General features: G+C 45.1%; 18 protein-coding genes. 17 read left to right on the top strand and 1 reads right to left on the bottom strand.

Annotated features, from left to right (window positions below; genetic code table 11):
• Positions 1-29 precede the first annotated feature (29 nt).
• A complete protein-coding gene (locus MM817_RS00090) occupies positions 30-1,385 on the bottom strand; it encodes a hypothetical protein (RefSeq protein WP_241711418.1) in 1,356 nt (451 codons plus the stop codon).
• A gap of 177 nt (positions 1,386-1,562) precedes the next feature.
• On the opposite strand from MM817_RS00090, the gene MM817_RS00085 reads away from it, so the two are divergent.
• From MM817_RS00085 to MM817_RS00005, 17 genes are all read left to right on the top strand, one after another.
• Positions 1,563-1,826 carry a late competence development ComFB family protein gene (locus tag MM817_RS00085; protein ID WP_241711417.1) on the top strand — a complete coding sequence of 88 codons (264 nt, stop codon included), beginning with the start codon at positions 1,563-1,565 and terminating at the stop codon, positions 1,824-1,826.
• 184 nt (positions 1,827-2,010) lie between these two features.
• Positions 2,011-3,642 (top strand): bacillithiol biosynthesis cysteine-adding enzyme BshC, encoded by a 1,632-nt coding sequence (gene bshC / locus MM817_RS00080; protein ID WP_241711416.1) that lies wholly within the window; start codon positions 2,011-2,013, stop codon positions 3,640-3,642.
• A 174-nt stretch (positions 3,643-3,816) separates the two neighbouring features.
• Positions 3,817-4,248: a division/cell wall cluster transcriptional repressor MraZ gene (gene mraZ / locus MM817_RS00075; protein WP_241711415.1), complete on the top strand. Its 432-nt coding sequence runs from the start codon at positions 3,817-3,819 to the stop codon at positions 4,246-4,248.
• A 37-nt stretch (positions 4,249-4,285) separates the two neighbouring features.
• Positions 4,286-5,236: a 16S rRNA (cytosine(1402)-N(4))-methyltransferase RsmH gene (rsmH, locus tag MM817_RS00070; RefSeq protein ID WP_241711414.1), complete on the top strand. Its 951-nt coding sequence runs from the start codon at positions 4,286-4,288 to the stop codon at positions 5,234-5,236.
• A gap of 14 nt (positions 5,237-5,250) precedes the next feature.
• The gene (locus MM817_RS00065) at positions 5,251-5,643 is read left to right on the top strand and encodes a hypothetical protein (RefSeq protein ID WP_241711413.1); all 393 of its coding nucleotides are present in this window, start codon (positions 5,251-5,253) and stop codon (positions 5,641-5,643) included.
• A 2-nt stretch (positions 5,644-5,645) separates the two neighbouring features.
• Positions 5,646-7,784 carry a penicillin-binding transpeptidase domain-containing protein gene (locus MM817_RS00060; protein ID WP_241711412.1) on the top strand — a complete coding sequence of 713 codons (2,139 nt, stop codon included), beginning with the start codon at positions 5,646-5,648 and terminating at the stop codon, positions 7,782-7,784.
• A gap of 84 nt (positions 7,785-7,868) precedes the next feature.
• On the top strand, positions 7,869-9,824 hold the full coding sequence (locus MM817_RS00055) for a penicillin-binding transpeptidase domain-containing protein (RefSeq protein ID WP_241711411.1): 1,956 nt from the start codon (positions 7,869-7,871) through the stop codon (positions 9,822-9,824).
• Positions 9,825-9,896: 72 nt separating this feature from the next.
• A complete protein-coding gene (locus MM817_RS00050; RefSeq protein WP_241711410.1) occupies positions 9,897-11,381 on the top strand; it encodes a UDP-N-acetylmuramoyl-L-alanyl-D-glutamate--2,6-diaminopimelate ligase in 1,485 nt (494 codons plus the stop codon).
• Positions 11,378-12,766 (top strand): UDP-N-acetylmuramoyl-tripeptide--D-alanyl-D-alanine ligase, encoded by a 1,389-nt coding sequence (locus tag MM817_RS00045; protein WP_241711409.1) that lies wholly within the window; start codon positions 11,378-11,380, stop codon positions 12,764-12,766. The genes MM817_RS00050 and MM817_RS00045 overlap by 4 nt, the downstream gene beginning before the upstream one ends.
• 42 nt (positions 12,767-12,808) lie before the next feature.
• Positions 12,809-13,765, top strand: a complete 957-nt coding sequence (gene mraY / locus MM817_RS00040; RefSeq protein WP_241711408.1) for a phospho-N-acetylmuramoyl-pentapeptide-transferase — start codon at positions 12,809-12,811, stop codon at positions 13,763-13,765.
• Positions 13,766-13,783: 18 nt separating this feature from the next.
• Positions 13,784-15,154, top strand: coding sequence for a UDP-N-acetylmuramoyl-L-alanine--D-glutamate ligase (murD, locus tag MM817_RS00035; protein WP_241711407.1), 1,371 nt, complete (start codon positions 13,784-13,786; stop codon positions 15,152-15,154).
• 65 nt (positions 15,155-15,219) lie between these two features.
• Positions 15,220-16,290 (top strand): stage V sporulation protein E, encoded by a 1,071-nt coding sequence (spoVE, locus tag MM817_RS00030; RefSeq protein ID WP_241712247.1) that lies wholly within the window; start codon positions 15,220-15,222, stop codon positions 16,288-16,290.
• Between the two features lie 97 nt (positions 16,291-16,387).
• Positions 16,388-17,308, top strand: a complete 921-nt coding sequence (murB, locus tag MM817_RS00025) for a UDP-N-acetylmuramate dehydrogenase (RefSeq protein WP_241711406.1) — start codon at positions 16,388-16,390, stop codon at positions 17,306-17,308.
• 5 nt (positions 17,309-17,313) lie between these two features.
• On the top strand, positions 17,314-18,603 hold the full coding sequence (gene murA / locus MM817_RS00020) for a UDP-N-acetylglucosamine 1-carboxyvinyltransferase (RefSeq protein WP_241711405.1): 1,290 nt from the start codon (positions 17,314-17,316) through the stop codon (positions 18,601-18,603).
• A gap of 109 nt (positions 18,604-18,712) precedes the next feature.
• On the top strand, positions 18,713-19,477 hold the full coding sequence (locus MM817_RS00015; RefSeq protein ID WP_241711404.1) for a cell division protein FtsQ/DivIB: 765 nt from the start codon (positions 18,713-18,715) through the stop codon (positions 19,475-19,477).
• 2 nt (positions 19,478-19,479) lie between these two features.
• On the top strand, positions 19,480-20,214 hold the full coding sequence (locus MM817_RS00010) for a DUF881 domain-containing protein (RefSeq protein WP_241711403.1): 735 nt from the start codon (positions 19,480-19,482) through the stop codon (positions 20,212-20,214).
• Positions 20,211-20,966 carry a DUF881 domain-containing protein gene (locus MM817_RS00005; protein WP_241711402.1) on the top strand — a complete coding sequence of 252 codons (756 nt, stop codon included), beginning with the start codon at positions 20,211-20,213 and terminating at the stop codon, positions 20,964-20,966. The genes MM817_RS00010 and MM817_RS00005 overlap by 4 nt, the downstream gene beginning before the upstream one ends.
• Positions 20,967-21,063 lie beyond the last annotated feature (97 nt).

The following is a 21,063-nucleotide window of genomic DNA, read 5'->3' as shown; positions in this document are numbered from 1 at the left end:
GGCTTTCCCATCCCGCGCTTTTATCGTGATTACATGGCTGTGAGTTGTTCTTGCAAAGAGTGCGAGCCGATAAGGTCCTTCCCTTCAGAAAGTCCAAGTGTAGCAATCGCAAAACTATCCGCAAGCAAATTGATTCGCCCTGGAGCTACCATGGCAAATGCGAGTACAGTGAGGAATACATTGAATGCTCCTGTTCGAATCATGCTCTTTTGAATATTGCGATGCAATCGTTCGCTTAATTGCAGTGTTTCAAATAATGCTTCTTGATTTTGGCGCAGATAGATTAAATGGTCTTGACGTTGATGGACAGCTGGATAAGCTACTTCTTCAGAAAGCAGTATGATATGGGTGAGTTGATGTTCTGCTCTTCTTTTTCGTTGTGTTGGGACAGGTTCTTTAAATTCGTGTATATGAGTTGTGCGAATGACTGCTATGCCTTGGCGTTTTGCAAATTGTTCAAGTGGGGGATAAATGGTAGGAATATGCTCATTTGTTTTCGCATGTAAAATCGTAATTTCTTTTGCATCAAGCAAATCATAAAGATCCATTCCTGTGTGCATAGGAATATATCGACAATCCTCATGTGTCATGATTTCTGCGTGATTGAGTCCATAGCGTGCTCCTATGACTGCTGGACGTGGATTGGCAGCGACGAGAAGAGTGCTAAAAAGTAGTGGGTTACCTGTGATGATAAATGTACCCAATGCGACAACAAGACCAATTTTTGACCCTACATCTGCAAAACGCTTTACATTTTTAGGTTCATGGTTTTCACTGTCAATCAGTGCTACTACTTCACCCGCTTTGGCAGCGGCAGTTAAGGTGTTATTGCGCTTGCGATAAGCATTATAGCTAAGTAGAAATAACGCGCTAAAAACAAGCAGAGATTCGCGTATGACAGCAACAAAAAGGGCTGCAAAACTAAGGAGAATATGATCGCTAATTCCTATTTTTTCAGCTAGACGATTCACACGCTCTCGCAAAACGGGATATCCTGTAAAGACTGCGACTATGGTTGCCAATTGGTATGCAAAAAGGCTATCTGCAAATGCTGGTTTACCAGCAATCAATCGTTTCACGCCAATGCCCGCCAGCAGAATAAGCGGCACAGTAAGATACATCTGATGTCTGCGTAAGGTGTATTCAGTTGCAGGCAGGAATGACATAGGTGAATGTTCTAACCGTCCTGCTAGTGCTACTAATTGCCAGCTAGCAATTTTGCGATCATCATACACGATCAGTAATCGACCAGATGTGGGGTTTGCAGTCACTGAAACTACGCCATCAATCATTTGTAATAGTGATTGGTATAATTCTCTATTTTTAAAGTCGGACAATCCATTCATATGAATGCGTGTGCGTCGTAAACAATGTAGATCTGTCATTCTCATTCCTCCTTGAAACTGTAGTATGCCCAAGCAGTGCAAAAGTGTTTCGAGGATTCAGGTAAGGTTGAGTTGACCTATCGGGCACATGTTCATCCACTAGTTGCTTGAATTTACTTGTTTATGATACTGTGAATGAAACAAGCGTAATTTGCGGTTGTGAAGTGAGGCGATGGCGTGTTAACTAATGTAATGGAAAACGTTGCGAGACGAGCTTTACAATCTTTTATTGAAAATGGGTATGATGGGTGCTCGTGTGAACTATGTCAAAACGATATTTTAGCCATCACTTTAAATCATCTAAAACCGCAGTATAGCGCTAGCGATACTGGTGAAGTGTATATAAAGGCAAAAATGTTAGATGATCAAGCCATGGTTGATGTGATGCAGGAGATCATTAGAGCGACTACCATTGTAAAGCAACATCGCAGACATGCTTGACAGATGTTAGATACTTTACTTTATTAAGTGAAACAGCTATAGTTTATGATGAGTGAGATGATTGGTTTCACATGATGAATAAGCGTAATGTATTATTCTCATGGGTATCATCAACATGAGGTTTCTGTTAGTAGAGATCATGCATTTTTATTATGGATGAGAGATGCGAGGGGTTTGCAATACCATGGAGATCTGGCAAACGGAGAGGTTAACAGGCAATGCGCTCACGGATGCGTATCTACAGGGCGATCCAAGAATGAGTGACCGCTTTGAATTTTCGCTTCATCAACCGGACGCATTAAAACGGCGATGTCATACCGTAGATCATGTGATGGACCGTAAACATAGAAGTGCACTTGTCAAAGCTATGAGGGAATATGCATTAGAATTAGGACAAAAGGGAGCTCATACAGCGGCCTTGTTAGATAAATTGTCTGACGAGCGCAGTATGGTTGTTGTCACAGGACAACAGGCAGGGTTATTTTCTGGACCCCTGTATACTGTCTATAAAGCAGTGTCTACTGTTGTGCTCGCAAAACAGTACGAGCAAGAGATGTGTCGTCCAATTGTACCCATATTTTGGATTGCGACTGAGGATCACGATTTTGATGAAGTAGCATCGGCTTATTATGTGAATAAAGAAGCAAAAGTTAGCCATGTACACTTGCACGATCGCCCAAATGGTCGCGTGCCTGTTGGTATGCATGAGGTATCACGTGATGAATTAGATAGGTTATTGACACAATTAGAGATTGATTTGCCTGCGGGCACATATAAGGAACAATTACTTCAGGATCTGCTACAAGCGTATAGTAATGTTTCTAATATGGGCGATGGTTTTGCGCGTTTCATGGCTCTACTTTTACGTGATGTTCCCATATTATTTGTCAATCCGATTCGCCCAAGTTTTCGCAGTCTAGTTAAAGATGCTTTTGCACGTGTCATTCACAATCCGAACGCTTTTATTAAAGCTGCTCAAATGGGGACAGAGGCACTTGTGAAACGGGGATTTTCTCCGCAAGTGGACGTTCATCCCGATCACTCACTGCTCTTTCTTGTAGATCGTGGACATCGCTATGCATTGGATGTTGATCGCTCTCATGGACATGACTTTATTTTGCGCGATAGTGATCTTTATTTTAGTAAAGAGGAATTATTGCTGCGTTTGGAAGAACATCCATCTGATTTTTCTTCGGGTGTCTTGTATAGACCAGTAGTGCAAGACTTTTTGCTACCTGTTTTGACTTATGTGGGTGGCGCTGCGGAGATTGCTTATCACGGGATGATGAAGGAGATTTTTACGGCAGCAGGTCGGCATTTACCGATCTTACAATTGCGTATGCGCGTGATGGCAGTTCCTACTGCAGTATCCAGAGCTCTTGACCATTTGGGGATGGAGTTAGAAGATGGAATTAAGCGCGATTTACTCAAAGAATCATTGGTGAAAGATTTAATGCCACCGCTTGCTACAGTTACAAAAGAAATGCAAGATAAACTGCGCAATGTGTTACACGAATACGAAGATTATTTTCTCGGCATAGATAAGACATTGCGACCTTCATTGGAACGTGCAGAAGAGATGGTAACGCGAAGTCTAAGGCATATTGAAAACCGCAGTATTCGCGCACTTATGCGAAAAGATCAAGAAACAGTGTACGCAGCTGCGGTGGTTTCTGCATGGTTGCGCCCTCATGGCACTGAGCAAGAAAGGATATTATCACCTCTCTCGCTTGTTGCAAAATATGGAAGCTCTTGGCTACCTGCTTTATTGGAGCTTGCCCATTCACCAACAGCGATGACCTATGTGCGATTTTAAAATCAAAGCTTCATGCCTGTAAAAGGTTTTACCATTCCACAATTTTCTTTATAAAAAATCCTGTCTCTGATGGAATAGAGGCAGGATTTTTGTTGTTTGGGGCGAATTATACTAACTAAGTGGTGTGAAGTGGAGTGAAGTGGGGAATCTTGCAGAGAAAGTGGGGATGCGCTGATGTTTATGGGTGAGTTTCAACATGCCCTAGACGATAAAGGGCGTATTACCATTCCTGCAAAATTTCGCGATGAATTAGGTACTTCTTTTGTAGTTACACGTGGACTTGATCATTGTTTATTCGTTTATGCTCGCAAGGATTGGGAAGTTTTAGAAAGCAAATTGCGGGCGATGCCGCTGTCTAGAGCTGATGCCAGACAATTTATGCGCTTTTTTTTCAGCGGTGCTGCAGAGTCTGAACTGGATAAACAAGGACGTGTACTTTTACCTGGTAATTTGCGTGAATATGCGCATATTGCTCGCGAATGCGTTGTAATTGGAGTGGGTGCACGAGTGGAGATTTGGGATCTTGAGACTTGGAAAACCTATTCTTCAAGTGCTGCAGATCAGTTTAGTGATTTGGCGAGTGGACTTGTCGATCTCGATCTGTAAACTTCGTTAAAACGCATGATGATGGGGGATGTGCTTTTTGTCCATTGAAGGATTTGTTCATCACACAGTATTGCTGTCAGAAGCGGTAGATATGTTGAATCCTCGTTCGGGAGGTATTTATGTTGATGGGACGATGGGTGGTGGTGGGCATACCAGAGCATTGCTTGAGGCAAGTGCACCATTAGGGCGTGTCATTGCATTTGATCAAGATCTTGAAGCTGTTACAAACGCTGAAACATGGCGGGAAGGATATCACGACCGATTGATCGTCGTACATGATAACTTCAGGATGATAGGAAATCATTTACAGCGACTTGCCATCCCAAAAGTGCAAGGCATTTTGTGTGATTTAGGTGTGTCCTCTCCGCAGTTAGACGATGCTTGGCGAGGGTTTTCCTATCAACAGGATGCACCACTTGATATGCGGATGGATCATCGGCAAACCGTAACTGCAAAAAAACTAGTAAACACCTGCTCAGAGCGAGAATTGGCAGATTATTTCTTTGAATATGGGGAAGAACGTTGGGGGAAACGCATTGCGCAGTTTATTGTAGCATCAAGAAAAGTGGCACCGATTGAAACTACAGAGCAACTTGTTGCCATTATTAAGGCGGCTATTCCTGCTGCAGCGCGTAAAGACGGACCCCATCCAGCGAAACGTGTGTTTCAAGCATTGCGTATTGCTGTGAATGAAGAAATGACATCATTACAGGATCTTCTTGTCACTATACCACAGTTATTGGATAGTTATGGTAGAGCTGCTTTTATTACATTTCATTCACTTGAGGATCGCATCGTGAAAAAGGCATTGATTGATGCTGCTAAAGACTGTATTTGTCCACCTGATTTTCCACAATGCATATGTGATCATCGAGCGACCATGCAAGTAATAACAAGAAAACCGGTGGTACCTAGTGACGTGGATATCGAATTGAATCCCCGTGCCCGCTCCGCAAAGTTGCGAGTAGCAGAGAGGTTACCTAATTAAAAGGAGAGAAATCAATGAGTGCAACAAACCCTATTCGCGATACCTCGCTGACTTATCACATGCGGACACAGGATGCTGTATCGCAAGAGCTGCACCAAACTTCCCCATCAAAGCGGATCCGTACTGCAGCTGATCCGAAAATAAAGGATCGGTTTGGCTTGATCGTATCCTTGTTTTTTTGTGCAGGCATTGCTATTTTTCTTGTTGGCCAGTATGCGAACTTGATTGTGACAAATTATCAAGTACAAGGTATGCAAGTCACACTTTCACATGAAGTGGCTCGCGATGCAGCACTCCAGTCTACCGTGTATGAATTATCTTCGCCTACGCGCATCTTACATATTGCTGAGCATGTGTTAGATATGCAACCAGCCACACCTGTTGAAGTCGGAACGAGCGCTCCTTGATAGTGAAAAAGCAGCGCATGTCTAGACTCGGAATTCTTCGCGTGACATTGGTAGGATTTTTGTCTATCGTTCTTGTTAGAATTGGGTATGTACAAGCATCAGATCACTTTTTAGCAGGTATTGAACAAAATCAGTGGTCTTCAGAAGAGAAGATCGCACCTATTCGCGGGACGATCTACGATGCAAATGGCGATCAATTGGCTTTTTCTATGCCTGCCTATGATCTCGATTTATACTTGCCGGGAATACAGCAAGTAGGATCTGTGAAAATTCAACAATTGTCGAGTGAGCTTGGTCAGATTGTGGGTGCCCCAACGAGTGTCATTGAACAGGCACTCACTCGGAAAGATGTTGTATGGTTGCGTTTATATCCATACTTTGTACATGTATCGCTTGCAAAAAAAGAACAAGTAGTACATGTGTTTCATCAGATGAATATAGGTAACGATATCAATCCGTATAAAACATATGAACGCGTATATCCAGATGGGGATTTTGCATCACAAGTAGTGGGTTTTGTTGATCAGACTGGTAATGGTGCAGGAGGAATCGAAAGGGAGTACAATCAGTATTTAGCTGGACAGTCTGGGTCTGTACAATTTATGCAAGATGATCTAGGACAGCCGCTACCTTTTGACAGCGTTTTAACCAAACCTGTACAAAATGGTGATCGTGTGTATTTGACAATTGATGCAGCCATTCAAAACTATGCACAAGAAGCACTAGCGACGATCCAAAAGCGATTTACACCGGCACATGCTGCCATTATTGTAGCGGATCCAAATACGGGCGCTATTCTTGCGATGGCAACCTTGCCAACATTTGATCCCAATCAATATTATGCATATCCTGCTAGTACACTCGATACGAACTGGGCGATCTCTGATCCATTTGAACCTGGGTCAACTTTTAAGATTGTCACTTTAACAGGTGCCTTGGCAACTCATGCAATTAACTTGAACCAGACGTATATGTCTGGTGTCGATTACGTCAATGGCGTGCCTATTCGGGATTGGAATTTGTGGGGATGGGGTAGAATCACATACCGCATGGCGATGATTTATTCCAGTAATACAGGGTTTATTCATATCGGGCAGGCGGAGGGCGTGCAGACGCTATATCATTATATCCACTTATACGGCATGGATCAGCCCACGGGTATTGATTTGCCAGGCGAGAGTAATTCGATTTTGTTTGATCCTAACCATTTGAACCCTGTGGATTTTGCTACCATGACATTTGGGCAAGGATTAGCTGTTACCCCCATACAACAAGTGGCAGAGGTCGGGGCTGTTGCCAACGGTGGTGATTTATTGACGCCTTATCTGGTACAAAAAATCGTTGCGCCAGATGGCCAAGTTGTATATTTTCGAAAACCACACATCGTACGTCGGGTGGCTTCATCTGCCATTATGAATGAAATTACCAATGTGATGATTCAAGATGTGAACCAAGATCCGGGCTTAATGGCATACGTTCCAGGATACAACGTAGCAGGTAAAACAGGAACCGCACAAATTCCGAGTCCAAATGGTGGGTATGTACCGCATAAGTATAATTTATCATTTATCGGTTTTGTACCTGCTCATCATCCTGTTTTGGAAATCTATGTGACAGTAAACGAGCCGCTGCATGCGATTCAGTTTGGCAATGATGTGGCATCGCCTGCAGCGCAGTTTGTATTAGAGAAATCATTGCGTTATTTAAATATCCCGCCACACGGGGTTGCGGCAAGTTCTATGCAAAACCAATATCAAAAAACTACGTATACAGTCATTCCTAATCTTATTGGGGATTCCTACGGAGCAGCAACATCTGCACTACAAACTACAGGTATTCGAGAACAATGGATTTCAGCGCCGGGCGTCGTCGCTTATCAGTGGCCTCAAAGTGGAACGGATGTACCGCTTTCTAGTCGAGTTATACTCGACGCACAAGGTCCTCAAAGCACAGCAAACGGACGAGTAACCGTTCCTGACCTTCATGGGTTATCGATGGTTGATGCTGTGAGCATATGTTCAGAGTTAGGGCTTTCGCTTATCCCTAGCGGCGATGGATACGCTTTTTCGCAAAGTGTTCCGGCAGGTCAGTCCGTACCACTTGGATCAGAAATGAATGTTACTTTTGTGGCATATCACTAAATCAGATCAATAGCACGTCTACTTTTTTCTGCGTTCGCATAGATTTTCAGGGACAAGACTTGCAAAGTGGTGAGGGGAGTCCCTATGCGAATTACGCAAACGAAAGTGCGCAGACGCATTTTTCTAGTGCTATTGGCCTTTGTCTGCGGGGCATCTTTGCTTATCGGTCGACTCGTACATGTACAGGTGATCGCTGTTCAGTTTTACAATGAAAAAGCTGTGCATCTTATTCGTCGCAACATCCCATTACCTGCAGTGCGGGGAGAAATTCTTGATTCAAACGGGAAACCGCTCGTTTACACAGCGAGTGCAGCGAGTATAATAGCTGTTCCAAGGCAGATTAAGGATAAACAGCGCACGGCATTTTTACTTTGGAAAATTATCGGAGGCACAGAGCAAGGCATCTATAAATTGTTGAAACGGCCTGGCGAAATGATGGTGTACATCCGCCCGCGTGGCCGAAGACTGGATGAAGCGAAAGTAAAAGCGATTCGTGCACTGCGTCTGCCAGGCATTTATTTGACAGAGGAAGGTAAGCGTGAATACCCATATGGCGATCTTGCGGCACAAGTATTAGGTGTGACGGGTGGAGATGGCCAAGGTTTAAGTGGTATTGAATTGCAGTTTAATAAAGAGTTAGAAGGTCAAAAAGGCGCCCTGCAATTTGTGTCTAATGCACGGGGAGAAGAAATTCCAAAGACGGATGATGACTATATCCCGCCTGTGCCAGGGCTTGACATTCAATTGACGATTAATCGCCAAATCCAACAATTTGCACAGCGTGAGATTCAAAATATCGTAGCGAAGTACACACCTGATCGCGTGACGATTATTGTCGCTGACCCTAAAACAGGCGCGATCTTAGCAATGGCGAATTATCCTACATTTAATCCGTCTAACTGGCGCAATGTTCCACAAGAGGTCTATAATCGCAATCTGGCAATTTGGCAAACTTTTGAACCAGGATCTACTTTTAAAATCGTGACACTGGCAGCAGCTCTGCAAGAGAAAAAAGTGGACTTAAAAGAACGGTTTTATGATCCTGGGTACTACGAAGTTGCAGGTCACAAGATCAAATGTTGGAAAGCTGGCGGGCACGGGTCGCAATCCTATCTCAATGTCGTTGAAAATTCCTGCAATCCAGGTTTTGTTCAATTGGGTGAACGATTGGGTAAAACGCAATTGTTTTCGTTTATTAAAGCATTTGGATTTGGAGCGAAAACAGGTATTACGCTACCTGGAGAAAGTAAAGGGATTTTATTTAATCAAAGTAAAGTGGGACCATTAGAACTTGCTACAACAGCTTTTGGGCAAGGTGTTTCCGTCACTCCGATTCAACAAGTTATGGCGATGTCAGCTATTGCTAATGGTGGAGTGCTAATGAAACCAGAGATTGTAAGCGCCTATGTTAACCCTACGACAGGACAAGCGGTAAAAACATTTTCTCCAGTGACTGTTCGACGTGTGATCTCTCCAAGTGTTGCTGCACAAGTGCGCGGTGCGCTGGAAAGCGTGGTTGCGCAAGGAACAGGTGGCGGCGCGTTTCGTGAGGGTTATCGCATTGCTGGGAAAACGGGAACAGCACAGGTTGCGGAGAATGGACACTATTCTGGGACGCATTATATTGTATCTTTTATTGGTATGGCACCGGCAAATAATCCGCAACTTGTAGCATATGTCGCGATTGATTACCCGCGCCCAAAAGATTCACCTGTGTTTGGCGGCGTAATCGCGGCACCTGTGATTGGCAATCTAATGGCCGATAGTTTGCAGTATCTCAATGTGCCGCCGTCGGTTGAAGGGATCGCCAAAAAATACCGTTATGGTATTGATCCAGTGCAAACGACGATTCCAAATTTGGCTATGCGCACGTATAAAGATGCGACTCGTTCGATGATTGAGAGTGGGACCATTTTACGCGTTGTGGTTGTTGGTGAAGGCCCTTATGTTATTGCGCAGTCGCCACAAGCGGGAACAAAAGTGCCACAAGGTAGTGTCGTGCGACTTTACCTTGGACCGACGCCCGCCGGATCTAGTTGACATAGGATACGACATTTTCTAGAGTGAACCTTGAGATAACGTTTGTGGGTTGAGTAACTTGGAGGGATTATCATGCAATTGCGTCATATTGTCGATCAGATCGTGTTAAAAGAAGTAAGAGGGCTACTAGATATCAACGTGACAGGAATTAGCGATGATTCACGACACGTATCACCTGGTGATTTATTTGTTGCATATCGCGGAGGACATGTGGATGGTCATCAATATGTGCAACAAGCAGTTGCTGCAGGTGCTGTAGCAGTGTTAGTAGAAGAGCCAGTAGATGTTCTCTGCACGCAAGTGATTGTACCATCGACACGGCGTGTGGCACCCATATTTGCGCATACGATCTTGGGACGGCCAGCGGATGACTTATTGATGGTTGGGGTGACAGGTACGAATGGCAAGACCACGACTGTTACGCTGATTGAGCAAATTCTTCAACAAGCGGGTCATGCTACGGGTTTGATTGGGACGATTGAACAGCGGACGAGTAAAGGCGAGTTGCGTAGTTCCAGTATGACGACTCCAGAAGCTGTGCAACTTGTTCAAACGCTAAAAGAAATGCGTGAGCTCGGTGCGCGCTACGTGGTGATGGAGGTCTCTTCACACGCGCTGGAACTCGCGCGCGTTGCAGGAATTGGCTATCGCGTTGCAGTGTTTACCAATTTGACTCAAGATCATTTGGATTTTCACGAGACGATGCAAGCGTACGGAGAAGCAAAAGGAAAACTATTTAGTCGCCTTGGCAATGTATTTACACCACTGGCCGATGGGTTACTCCCTGTAGCTGTCTTAAATGCAGATGATCCGTGGAGCCGCATCTATGCAGGAAACACGGTGCAACAGGTACTCACGTATGGCATTGATCAAGAGGCAGACATCCGCGCGACTGATGTTTCCATTGCAGCACATGGTGTGAGTTTTATGCTGCGTGCACACCATATTCAAAAGGAAGTGCATCTGCACATGACGGGTCGCTTTAGTGTGTACAATGCGCTCGCCGCAACTGCCGGTGCTCTTGCACTTGGCATTGATGTTGACACGATTGTCTCGACACTAGAACAAGTGACAGGTGTTCCTGGGCGTTTTGAACGAGTCGAGGCAGGGCAACCTTACACGATTTTAGTGGATTACTCGCATACTCCGGATAGTTTAGAAAATGCATTGACTACGATTCGTGAATTCTGCACTGGACGTGTGTTCACTGTTGTAGGTTGTGGCGGTGATCGCGATCGCAAAAAGCGTCCTCTCATGGCACAAGTAGCGGCAAAGTATAGCGATGTGACGGTATTGACTTCGGATAATCCGCGCACTGAAGATCCTGTGTGCATTATTGATGAGATGGAGGAAGGCATCAGACATCTACCTGGTGTGGAGTATGTGCGGCATACATCACGCGTGGATGGCATTCGCTACGCGCTTACACATGCAACGTCTGGCGATGTCGTGCTGATTGCAGGGAAGGGACATGAAACGTATCAAATTATAGGTACCGTGAAACATGACTTTGACGATCGTCTGGTCGCAGCTCAGATCGTTGTGGAGCATCTATGATTCGCGCTACGTTGTCTCAAATCGCCGCCGTATTGCATGCATTATCTCCAGCCCAAGATATTGAATTTCACGGAGTTAGCACCGATTCGCGTCAGGTCTCTCCTAGGGCACTTTATATCCCCTTACGCGGAGAGCATTTTGATGGGCATGACTTTGTACGTGCGGCACTAGATAACGGAGCAAGTAGTTTTTTGTGGGATCAATCGCTGCCTGTGCCAACGGAAGTAAGCCATGTACCACATGTACTTGTTACAGACACACTGCAAGCACTTCAGAGCATAGCTTTGTTTTATCGCCGCGAACTCGGTGTAAAGGTTGTTGCGATTACTGGAAGCAATGGCAAAACATCGACGAAAGATCTTGTTGCACAAGTTCTTTCTGTGCAGTTTAACACGTACAAAACAGAAGGCAATTTGAATAATCATATTGGCTTGCCGCTCTCTATTTTGCGTATGCCTGAAAACACAGAGATAGCCGTTCTAGAGATGGGTATGAATGCTCTTTTGGAGATTGCAAGATTGTGTGAGATTGCACAACCAGACGTAGGTGTGATTACCAATATAGGTGAAGCGCACATTGGTATGCTTGGATCGCGCGAAAATATTGCACGTGCAAAGTGGGAATTGATTGAATCCTTGCAACCTGGAGCGCTTGCTATCTTGCCAGATGATGAGCCGCTCATTCAGGATCTTACCGTACCGCCTGGAGTTGATGTGTGGTATGTTGGAGAATCTCCCGAAGCACAGTTACAAATTTCCCGCTATCATCCGGTAGATGGTGGATGTAGCTTTGTGATTTTACCTGATCAACTCACGGTGAACCTTCCTATCCACGGTAAACATCAAGCGAGGAATGCACTGTGTGCGTTTGCGTGTGCAAAGTTCTTTGCGATCGATGGCACGAGCGTGGCATCTGCGTTAGGAAAATCATCACTCACACACATGCGCATGGAAGTAGTGGAGTTGTCAGATACGCTCACGCTGATTAACGATGCGTATAATGCTGCGCCTTCCTCAACATACGCGGCGTTAACGGTTTTGCAAGAACTACCTTGTGACTATCGCATTGCAGTGCTTGGCGATATGATGGAACTCGGACAAGAGAGTGAGCGTCTACATGCTAAAGTAGGAGTAGCTGTCATGCATAGTGGTACAAATGCATTACTTGCAGTCGGGGACTATGCGCAATACATGGTACAGGAAGTGAACGAGTCTGCTTCCTTTCAAGTGGCAACTGCAGCAAATATCACGGACGCTTGGCCCATTTTACAATCCTTGATACAGTCTAACCAAAGTATAGGGAAAACGGTCATCCTCCTTAAGGCGAGTCGAAAAATGCAATTTGAACAACTTGTGATCTTATTAAAAGATTTTTTTATGCACTAATCGTCCTTACAAATTGATCGAGTAATTAAGGAGAGAGACACTGTGGATGCACAGTCATTATCTTGGGTTTTGGTCGTCGCTTTTGCTATTGTGGTGTTGCTAGGGCCCATCGTCATTCCGTTATTACACAGATTTAAGTTTGGCCAAGCGATTCGTGCAGAGGGTCCTGCCCGTCATCAAAAAAAATCAGGAACACCGACCATGGGTGGACTGATGATCATTATCAGTGTCGTTTTTACCGCTATGCGATTTTCTAATTCGCCAACGACAGATATCTTACTGTTTGCTATGGTAGGGTTTGGCGTGATAGGACTTTTAGATGATGGTATTAAAGTCATACGACATAGAAATTTAGGTTTAACTGCACTACAAAAAATTATCTTACAGGTCATCGTTGTGGTATTGTTTTACTTGTTCTTGTATATTCGCGGGTGGCACTTTGAACTCTTTATTCCAGGGTTCAATACAGCGTTACAATTAGGACCTTTTTATTTGGTGTTCCTCACATTTTTTATGATTGGTACGGCCAATGCAGTCAATATTACAGATGGCTTAGATGGGTTAGCTACAGGGACTACAGCCATCGCTTTTGGAGCTTTTGCTGCTATGGCTTGGTGGGAAAGTCAGTGGAATGTCTCCGTCTTTGCTATGGCTACAGTGGGTGCACTATTGGGGTTTCTAGTATATAACAGACACCCTGCTAAAGTGTTTATGGGTGATACGGGGTCTCTAGCGCTAGGAGGAGGATTGGCAGCCGCCGCTGTGCTCACGCGTTCAGAGATATGGTTAGCTCTCGTTGGTGGAATTTTTGTTATTGAAGCATTGTCTGTCATCATTCAGGTGATCTCATTCCAATCATTTGGACGACGTATATTTAGAATGAGTCCACTTCACCATCATTTTGAATTAGTTGGATGGTCAGAATGGCGAGTTGTTACGATTTTTTGGCTGTTTGGTTTAGCTATGTCGCTTGCGGCGCTTTATTTATATGTAAGGTAACGACTGAGGTGAATGGATATGGATGTAGAGAATCGTTCGGTTCTCGTTGTAGGACTTGCCAAAAGTGGTGTGGCAGTAGCTAAATTGCTTCATCAGTTAGGCGCACATGTTGTGGTCAATGATCAAAATCCAAAGGAACAAGTGGCGCTAGAAGTAGAAGAATTGGAACGTTTAGGCATTTCAGTTGTAACGGGAGGTCATCCTTTAGAACTGGTTGATGCATGTGAAATAATGGTCAAAAACCCTGGTATCTCTTATGATCGCCCAGTCATTGCGCGTGCTGTAGCACGTGGTATTCCGATTTTTACAGAGGTTGAAATTGCATCGCGTGTGATTACAGCTTCGATTATTGGGATAACCGGGTCAAATGGTAAGACAACGACGACCACACTGATAGGTGAGATCTTACGTAAAGACCATAAAAAAGTGATGGTTGCAGGCAATATTGGAACTGCATTATCTGCTGTAGCTAAAGAGGTTACGGCGGATGATTTACTTGTAGTAGAGTTGTCTAGTTTTCAGTTACAAGGCACGCAGCAGTTTCATCCGCACATTGCTGCATTGCTCAATATCTATCCTGCGCATTTGGACTATCATGGCACTATAGAAAACTATATCAATGCCAAATCTAAACTATTTCAAAATCAAACTGCAAGCGATATTGCCATTTTAAATCGCGATCAACAGGTATGCGTGGAGATAGCTAACACGCTTCACTCACAAGTCTGGTGGGTTAGTATGGAGCAGGAGGTTGCGCTTGGAGCTTATCTTTCCGATGAGTGGCTGATGCTTGCGACACCTTCATCGACATCGCTTACTAGTGATCGTATACCGGTTATCAAAGTTGCGGATCTCGCACTGCGTGGACGGCACAATGTCCAGAATGCTCTTTTTGCATGTGCAGTATCGTATGCAGCTGGTGCATCCATTGCTGCGATTGCAAAAACACTAGGGGCGTTTGCGGGTGTCGAACATCGCATGGAATTTGTGCGTGAATACGAAGGTGTTACATTTATTAATGATTCAAAAGCAACGAATCCACAAGCGGCTCTGCAGGCGATCCAATCATTTGAAGAACCTATTGTCGGTATTTTAGGTGGACTAGATCGTGGAGATGATCTCACACCACTGATCTCAGCTGTGGCAAGTCATATGAAGGCCGTTGTGGTACTTGGTCAATCTGGTAAACGCATGGCTGAGATGGCGCAGTCGGCTGGTATTGCCACGGTGCTTGTGGCCGATTCGCTACTACAAGCGGTTAAGCTTGCAACGGAAGTGGCGCAACCAGGCGATGTAGTGTTGTTATCTCCGGCGGCAGCAAGTTGGGACATGTTTGCATCTTTTGAGGAGCGAGGGCGAATCTTCAAAGAGGCGGTGCATATGCTTTAGCATGGACAAGTATCCGCGTAGGAGGTCTGTGCGTGCAAAATACCAAATCCCCATCCCCTGATCTCATGATCCCGCTTGTGACAGTCGTTTTGCTAGCGATTGGCGTTGTCATGGTGCATAGTGCAAGTACGATTCTCTCGCAAGAGCATTTTCATGATGCGTTTTATTATTTTAAGCGACAGTTAATGTGGGCATCACTAGGACTCATCTCAATGTATGTGGTGAGCCGGGTAGACTATCGCATTTTTAGTCGCTATGCGCGTCAGATCTTGCTCTTATGTTTGTTGTTTCTCGGGTTAGTTCTCATTCCGCACATTGGTCAAGTTCGCGGTGGATCGCGAGCGTGGCTTGGTATTGGAACGTTTGGCATCCAACCATCGGAGTTTGCGAAATTTGGACTGCTGATTTTTCTTAGTTGGTATTTAAGTCAAGAGCCAGATCGCATGCGCTCGTTTCGCAAAGGATTAGTGCCACCACTTCTTATGATGGGCCTTGTGATTGGTCTCGTCATGTTAGAACCAGACCTTGGTCAAAGTGCCGTTATTGCAGGTTCAACCATGATTATGGTATTTGTTGCAGGAGCGCGCATAGAGCATTTAGTTGGCATGGGGATGGTTGGACTTGTCGCCTTTGCAGGGTTAATAGCGGCTGCTCCCTATCGCTTACAGCGCGTACTTTCCTTTCTTGATCCGTGGAAATATCCTGATACCATTGGCTATCATATTATTATGTCGTTAATTGCACTTGGACAAGGTGCCATAATTGGCGTGGGTCTCGGTCACAGCACCCAAAAACATTTGTACTTACCGGAACCTCAGACAGATTTTATTTTTGCCATTCTTTCGGAGGAACTTGGATTAATTGGTGGGGTACTTGTTATACTCTTATTTACAGTGTTAATTTGGCGAGGGTTGCGCGCCGCGATGCGGGCGCCTGATCGGTTTGGCAGTTATTTAGCAACTGGACTAACGGGGGTCATTGCTGTTCAGGTTTTTATCAATATTGGCGTAGTTATAGGGCTGATGCCTGTAACGGGGATCACATTGCCGTTTCTCAGCTATGGTGGTTCATCATTGACACTCATGTTGACAGCAGTTGGCGTTTTGATGAATATTTCACGAGCGACAAACTATTGACTAGGCGTTTGTCACCACTATAGAACCGCGACATATGATGTGTTACGCGAGCGGACATCAATGAGGCGAAGAGCAGATAAAAGGGAGAGTTACTTTGATGGATCGGCTGTTGCAAGCGTCTGTTTTTACGGGTTTAGCGCCTACGGTTCTCTTTGATGAACCACTGTCTAAGCATACCACATGGCGCATAGGCGGACCTGCTGATGTATTCATTGTTCCGAGAACTATGGAGGAAGTAAAAGCTGTGGTCCTAGCGGCACATACGCATAACATTCCGTTATTTATCCTTGGTCGCGGGAGTAACCTGTTAGTTCAAGATGGTGGTATGCGCGGTGCCGTGTTAAAACTAGGTGATGAATTGGCGGCAGTCGAGGTTAACGGTCACTCTCTTACTGCTTTAGCTGGGCGATCCATTGTGTCAGCAGCGCACATCGCAATTCGGCATGGTCTTTCCGGATTAGAATTCGCAACCGGTATTCCAGGGACGGTTGGTGGAGCGGTCACTATGAATGCGGGCGCGCATGGTGGAGAAGTGAAAGATGTGCTTGCCAAAGTGACTGCGATCACCCCAGATGGAACGATTACCGAACTTTTTCCGGATGAGTTAGGCTTTCGCTATCGGCACAGTATTGTGCGGGAACAACAACTGACTGTTGTGCAAGCGCAATTTGACTTGCAACTTGGCGATTCGAAACAATTGCAAGAACAGGTTCGGATATGGAGTAAGCGACGTCAGACTACACAACCGCTGTCTATGCCAAATTGCGGAAGTGTTTTTCGTAATCCTCCAGGTGATTTTGCAGCGCGCTTGATTGAGAGCGCGGGACTTAAGGGTTTGCGCCACGGCAATGCAATGATCTCTGAGTTGCATGCAAATTTCATCGTCAATGTCGGTCAGGCGCGTGCGGCGGATGTGCTGTGGCTTATGCGCTGTGCGCAAGAAACGGTGCAACAACGATTCGGGATGAGATTGGAACCGGAGGTGCGAATCGTCGGAGAGGACGATACGCGGAGGTGACAAGCATGGAACGATTGGTCATTGAGGGCGGTAATCGCCTCACTGGCTCGGTGCGTGTACACGGTTCAAAGAATGCTGCATTGCCGATTTTGGCGGCAGTGGTTATGGCAAAGGAAGAAACCATCATACACGATGTGCCTAATTTGGACGATATTGCTGTAATGCTCGACATCTTGCGTTCACTAGGTGCGAGAGTAACACGTAATAAATCTGATGTGATTGTCGATTCAAGTACGATTCATACTACAAATGTACCAGATTATCTCATGCGATTGATGCGCTCCTCGATTTTCTTAATGGGACCGCTGCTTGCTCGCTTTGGCTCGGTGCGCATTTCAAAACCAGGCGGATGTTCGATTGGTACGAGACCGATCGATCTACATTTAAAGGGACTAGAGCTACTCGGGGCAAACATTGTGGAGCGACATGGATTTATTGAGTGTCAAGCATCTCAACTACAAGGTGCATCCATCTTCCTTGACTTCCCTAGTGTTGGGGCTACGGAGAATCTGATGATGGCAGCAGTACTTGCAAAAGGTGAGACGATCATCGGTAACGCTGCTCGCGAACCAGAGATTCGCGATCTCGCAGCACTTTTGACGCAACTTGGTGCACGTATTCGCGGAGCTGGCGAAGATACGATCGTCATCGAAGGTGTTAATGAGCTACATGGTGGTGAGTATCAAGTATCTCCCGATCGCATTGTCGCAGGAACGCTGATGATTGCAGCGTCTATTACAGGGGGACACGTGCAATTGCGCAATGTGCGCCCTATGGATTTGACCGCTGTAACCACTAAATTGCGCGAAGCAGGTGTGCAGGTTACTGGGTTACATGATATACTTGACATAAAACGAACGGGTCCGCTTCATGCAGTAGAACGCATACAAACTTCCCCTTATCCAGGATTTCCAACTGATTTACAGGCTCCTTTTATGTCACTTTTGACAATGGCACAGGGTGTTAGTGTAATCTCAGAGACGATCTTTGAGGATCGCTTTCAACATGTGAGTGAATTGCAACGTATGGGAGCGTCGATCAAGGTCGATATTCGCACAGCGTTTATTCGCGGAGTGACGGAGTTAACAGGAGCTATAGTGGAAGCAACAGATCTGCGAGCAGGTGCGGCTTTGGCAATCGCTGGATTGGCAGCTGAAGGTTCGACTATTCTTGAACGTGTGCATCATATTGATCGAGGGTATGAGGGTTTTGAACTGCAGTTGCGCGAGCTAGGAGCACATATCAGGCGTGTGCGTGAGACTGGCAAGGATGCAAGTGTGTCAGCAGATGCGTAGGTCGTCTTGATCTTTGCTAGACAAGGGGTACAAGGACCGAACGCGGACTTGTGCCCCTTGTTATATGCTTACCTGATTAGTTTGTGGATGAAAGGAGCAACTCCTCATCGTGTCAGCAGAAACAAGTCGATCTACCATTCGTAAAATTACGTATACTATACTTATTATGATCTTCTTTTTAGCCGTTTTATTCGCTATTTATATGGAATCACCGTTAGCGAGAGTAAAACAAATCGCGATCATAGGTAGTGGGAATATAGAATCAACTGTTCTAATTCGCGATTCGGGAATCATAGTTGGTCAAAATCTGTATCAGTTGCCGATCTTATCTATAGAAAATCGCTTGTTGACTGATTTTCCAATGTTGGATCGAGTGAATATAAAAAGAAATTTCATGGAACAAAAGGTCATTATTGATGTGAAAGAGCGTAAGCTTGCCGGATTACTAGAAGCAGATGGTAGCTTTTACACGATATTAGCTGATGGTACGGTTTTACAAAAAGATACGACGGGCACCGGTATCCAAGGACCTATAATTTCTACTACAGCACCACAGTCCATCAGTTTAGGGAGTAAAGTAACAGATCCCGGATTACTCGCACTATGTGCACAACTTCCTGAAGTACCACAAAGTGAACGCGCCAGTTTGTCAGAGCTCCATGTGCAAACTCTTCATTCACAAGAAGAAATAGTTGCCTTTACACGAGATGGGTTTGAACTATTCATCCCACTCCATCAACTTGTACATGCATTACATTTGTACCAAGCTATCCATGCAAAACTAATTGCGATGGGAGTAGCTCCAGGGATCATTGATTTTATTTCGAGTGGACAAGGTGTTTATCAACCCTATCCTAAGGCGGGTGGCAATTAAGTGTGGATCTGAAGCAGCTTCTCCCTGCTAAACGCAAAATGATCGCATGGACGATTGTGGCGTTTGTTTTTGGAACAATGATGTCTGTTCAGTACCATGATGTGGAGTTAGGAGGGGCAGCGCTTTGGGCTGGCTCGCCAGATGTCGCTAGTGTCAATTCACGTCTAGTGGCGGTTCAAAATTACAATAAACAGGTATATCAAAAAACAAAACAGATCACGCAACAAATTCTACAGTTACAAGATCAGGCATTAGCGCAAGGAGGAGAAATGGCACACGTTGAACGTGAACTACGTGCAGCGCGAATTCTCGCAGGTACAGTACCACTTGTAGGTCCAGGTGTTTCTGTGACGATCTCTGACGGGAAAATGGATGAAGTAGCCATGGCGCAATTTATTACTCACGATTGGGATTTGCGCTCGGTTGTTAACGAACTGTTTGCAGCTGGTGCTGATGCTGTGTCTATCAATTCAGCGCGTGTAACTGAAACAACGGGTATATTTTGTGTGGGTCCAGTAGTGCGCGTAGGTACTATGCAAATAGGTCCACCATTTATCATTCGCGCGATTGGGCAAAGTGGTGTACTCAGTGCAGCGCTAAATTTACCAGGCGGTCCTCTTGATATTTTGCGTGGAGCCAATCGCGGACTCAGTGTATCGAATCCTATACAAGAAAAAATGATCAGTATACCTGCCTATCAAACCCCTTTGGTGATAACGGGGGGTGGTACATCGTGAAACGATCATCACTTGTTGCTATTCTTGGTGTGACCTTATCTTTAGGAGTCATGGTGGGATTAGATGCACATGTCGATCGTCATTCTGCAAAAGGAACGTATAGCTCTTATTTAGCCGCGTCGCAAGCACTTAGTGTGGCACTTGCTACGTCGAATCAGCTAGAAAGCCAGCTTGCAAGCGTTGAAAAGCAACGCAATGTATTGTTGGAGGCATCTGGGCATGATGCTGCAGGCCAAGTGGCGCTCCAAGCGGAGCTAAATCAACTCGAACAAATGGCAGGCTTAACGGAACTTGTGGGTCCGGGCATCACAGTGTCAATCAATTATGATCCGGCACTCCCATTGATTCCTGGATTACGTTATGTAGATGAAGCCACACAATTGCAAATGGTTGTTAATTATTTGCAGGCAGCTGGTGCAAAAGGCATAGTGATCAATGGGCAGAGGCTTGTCACAACATCCGCCATACGTTCGATTTTGAGCTTTAATGATGTGCCAGGCCCGTTTTCTGGAGTGATCGAAGTCAATGACTTACCTGTAAAGGCACCGTATGTTATTTCTGTCGTGGGACCTGTAGATAATCTGGTCAACACATTAGAGGCAGAAAGTATAGGCCAACAATTTAACATTTTAGATCAGTCATTTATTGTACAACCATTCTTTGCGCATGATGGTGTACATTTACCTGCCTATGATGGTGCATTGCCTAATCAAATAGCACAAGAGACCAGCTATCTAATGTCAAGCACTTAATTGAGTTCTAAGAACAATGAAGGGAAGTGATTTTGGACGCATCTATATAAGCCTGCCATAGACAGACATATTTTTAATTTTCAGTATAAAATGCTGT

The sequence above is a fragment of the Sulfoacidibacillus ferrooxidans genome, assembly GCF_022606465.1.
GTDB lineage: Bacteria > Bacillota > Bacilli > Alicyclobacillales > SLC66 > Sulfoacidibacillus > Sulfoacidibacillus ferrooxidans.
This window is presented reverse-complemented; position numbering and strand designations above follow the sequence as displayed.